2 protein-coding genes and 1 tRNA gene are annotated in these 3172 nt (G+C 60.2%); 1 reads left to right on the forward strand and 2 read right to left on the reverse strand.

The annotated features are described in order from the left end of the window. Together RMO15_RS05310 and RMO15_RS05315 are read right to left on the reverse strand one after the other, a co-directional pair. A partial coding sequence (locus RMO15_RS05310) for a M56 family metallopeptidase (RefSeq protein WP_309708821.1) occupies positions 1-2545 on the reverse strand: 2545 nt, incomplete at its 3' end. Continuing rightward, positions 2542-2922, reverse strand: a complete 381-nt coding sequence (locus RMO15_RS05315; protein WP_309708824.1) for a BlaI/MecI/CopY family transcriptional regulator — start codon at positions 2920-2922, stop codon at positions 2542-2544. The genes RMO15_RS05310 and RMO15_RS05315, both read right to left, overlap by 4 nt. A 115-nt stretch (positions 2923-3037) precedes the next feature. On the opposite strand from RMO15_RS05315, the gene RMO15_RS05320 reads away from it, so the two are divergent. Continuing rightward, positions 3038-3110: transfer RNA gene (locus RMO15_RS05320), tRNA-Ala, on the forward strand. The last annotated feature ends 62 nt before the right edge of the window (positions 3111-3172 follow it).

Genomic DNA, 3172 nt, shown 5'->3' on the forward strand with positions numbered 1-3172 from the left:
GAGGAATGCGAAGCTGTCCCCCGACCGCCATATTTCCTGCCTTGGGCTGAAGATAGATCGGTAGCTCGACGACGGCTTTGTCTGGCAGAACCCGCGCCCCGCAGAGAAAACCAAACTCCGCCGGGTTTATGTCAAAGACGATTGTCTGGTGCAAGTAGCGCTCCTGAAACGCGTTCCAGAGCGGCTGGATTTGGGGAGCCGCCAAGTTTACCAAAAGCGGGCGTTCGCGAAACTGAGTGATCGGCTCCTGTGGAGCAACTCCTGCGACGATCAGCCGGAGCGCCTCAGGCATCGCCCAGACCCTCTGCTGCGCCTGCATCGGATTGTCTACGTCCGAGAGCCCGACGAGCTGCTCCAGCGAGAGCTCGGCCAGAGGGAGCAAGTCCGCGACGATAAACTTCCCACCGCGCTGCTTGAGCTGGCGGGCCACGGTCTCGCGCCAGGCATCCGAGACTTCGTAGCGGCGCTGGCGGTACCAGTCGCGCTTGCGAAAGAGTAGGGTCTTGTTTGCCGTCCACCAGAGATAGCCCTCTGGCTGACAGAGCGCATCGAGCTTGCCAACAGCACTCTGCGGGTCTTTGATCTCGCTCTTGCTGCCCACATGCACGGGATGGCTGCGGTAGAGATCGGCAAAAACGGGCTGGCCGGAGAGTTCGGCAAGCACCTTGAGGCGCTCCACCAGCGCCTTCTCGGTAGATACTTTGACCTCGGCGGAGAGCGCCTTCTCGTCCACTTTCGCGCCATCGTAGGGATTGCCGTGCGGCGGGAGGGCAAACGCCTCGGGGGCGGGGAACTGGTGCATCGGAATCTCCAGTCCCGTCGGAGCGGCCATCCGTGCCCGGATTCCATCGTGAAACACAAACAAATCAAAAACAACCGAGACGCGCTCCATCTTATCGGGACGGATTGGGGTGATCCCGTCCAGCGCCAATGAGCCATCCGTGCTGGGAATCAGCTTGGGCTGGTCTTTGAAGCGCTCGCCTTTGTAGAAGAGCGGTGCCAGGTCAAGTCTCTGCTTTGCCGTCAGCCCAGCGACGGGCAGCTTCACATGATGCGTCTCGGCCAGGCGCTCTTTCTGATCCGGGGTGAGCCGGGCGTAGAGTTCAACGGCGAGTCGCGTTGCGGCGAGCTTCTCGGGATCGGTGCGAAGCTGCTTCACCAGCGCGTCGAGTTTTTCCAGAATCCAGCGCCGATCTTCTCGCTCCAGCCGCTCTTCGAGTCGCCGGGTCTTTGTCGGTAGCTCCAGCCGGTAGGTGGGCTGCCCCTGAATAGATTTTGTCTCACGCCAGCTCGCCCCAAAGAGCGCCGCCAGATCGTCGAGTGTCTCTCGAAGGGTGCGGTCTTTCGAGAAGACAACGACCTTGTCCTCGCTGAGGGGTGCGCGCACCGTCAGCGTGACCCCCGTCTTTGTCCCGAGCTGGGGGAGCAGCTCCGAGAGTGCAATACCCTCGGCATTGATCGAGAGCCGCACATTCAGCCGGGAGTCTGAGAGCCAGTGGTTTTCCTGGTGGGTTCCAAATGCCTGTGCGACCGTCATCGTCAGGGGAAGCGCCAGAGCCACACTCAGCACCGCGATCTGGAGTCGGGTGCGTGTCTTGAGAGGGGTATTGTCGGCTCCGCTGAGAAGGCGCTGGACGCGTGCCTTGAGCTGCGAGCCGGGCGACGAGATTCCCAGCGCCAGAGCCGTACCCGAGTGGGTAGCGCTCAGCTCCACCAGACCTCGGGCGTAGTCGCGGGGAGCGATCTCCTCCACCACAGCCAGCGCATCGGCAAGCTCCTCCGAGGCGGCCTCGTGGGCTCGACGGAGAAGCCCCACCAGCGGCACGGGCCAGAGCAGTACCGCAGCGATACGAAATGCCAGGTTCCAGCGGAGATCATGATGCCGTAAATGAGCAGCCTCGTGGCGCAGGATCGCTCGCTGGAGCTCAGGGGCGCAGGTAAAGAACGACGGAGTCAACAAGAGCAGCGGCTGACGGATTCCCACAAGGGCCACCCCTTTAATCGTTGTTGAGAGCCGCACAGGAGCCGGAAATGTCGCCTCACACTCGACAGGTTGGCTCGCGCGACAGAGCTGCATGATGCCCGCTCCCGCCATAGCCAGCCAGCAGAGGCCCAGTGCCATTCCTGCAAGATAGACCGGCATACTCCACACCTCCCCGAGACGAGACGGCTCCGTGGGAAATGCCGTTGGGGGTCGGAGAGAAGTGGGCGTCGTTGCCGATACCGCCGAGAGTTTAACAACAGGCTTTTCTTGTACAGGCGACGATGGTGTTACCCGAGGTGCAATCGGGGTCGGGAAGAGCGTGGGGGTGAACCCAACAGACGCGGAGGTGGCCATAGTGGGCTGGAAAGCATCGTCTTGTGGAGCAGGCAGGGAGAGGGAGAGAAGCACAAAGAGAGGAGTGGCTGTCGCCACTCCAACTAAAGTGAGCCGACAGATCAGGACACGCGGACGAAGTAATCTTCGTGGCAGAAAGCGCTCGATCAGTCGCCCAAGAGTCAGCAAGAGAGCACTCAGCAGTAGAGTTCCGAGAAGCATTTTCATCGCGCATCCTCTTTCTGGCTCGTCTCGGAGTCAAGCAGCTCCCGGAGCTGCTGCTTCTCCGCCTCCGAGAGCTTTTCTTGCTGGAGAAGATGAGCCATCATTCCGTAGACCGACCCCTCATACACACGCGCAAGAAGCTCACGGAGCGGCGTCTGCGCTACCTCATCGGGAGCCCGAAGTGCCCGAAATACGAAGGTTCGATCCTCCACCTCATGAGCGACTAAGCCCTTAGTTTCTAGCTGTCGCAGGAGTGTCTGGATGGTGCTATGGGCGACCGCCCCGCTGGGTGCCAGCGCCTCGGTAAGGGCACGCGCCGTCAGCGGCCCCTGTGTGTATAGCGTCTGCAGAATCGTGTACTGTAGCTTTCCTAGTCGCATCTCTCTTCCTATCATTTACTCAGTAAATCTACTCAATAGAGTACAGGCTCACTTCGCCTTTGTCAATACTTGCACGCCCCACCCCAACATGATAAAATTTTGCCCACTACAACTTGGGGCTATGGCTCAGCTGGGAGAGCGCTACATTCGCATTGTAGAGGTCAGGGGTTCGAATCCCCTTAGCTCCACTTTAAGTTCTAAAAGGCGTATCGGGGAGGTTCCCGATACGCCTTTTTTGCGCTATACTGAA

The sequence above is a fragment of the Armatimonas sp. genome (genome assembly GCF_031410135.1).
GTDB lineage: Bacteria > Armatimonadota > Armatimonadia > Armatimonadales > Armatimonadaceae > Armatimonas.

Excerpts from the sequence above, each read along its gene's own strand:
- RMO15_RS05315 (WP_309708824.1), bottom strand. The coding sequence starts at position 2,922 with ATGCGACTAGGAAAGCTACAGTACACGATTCTGCAGACGCTATACACA.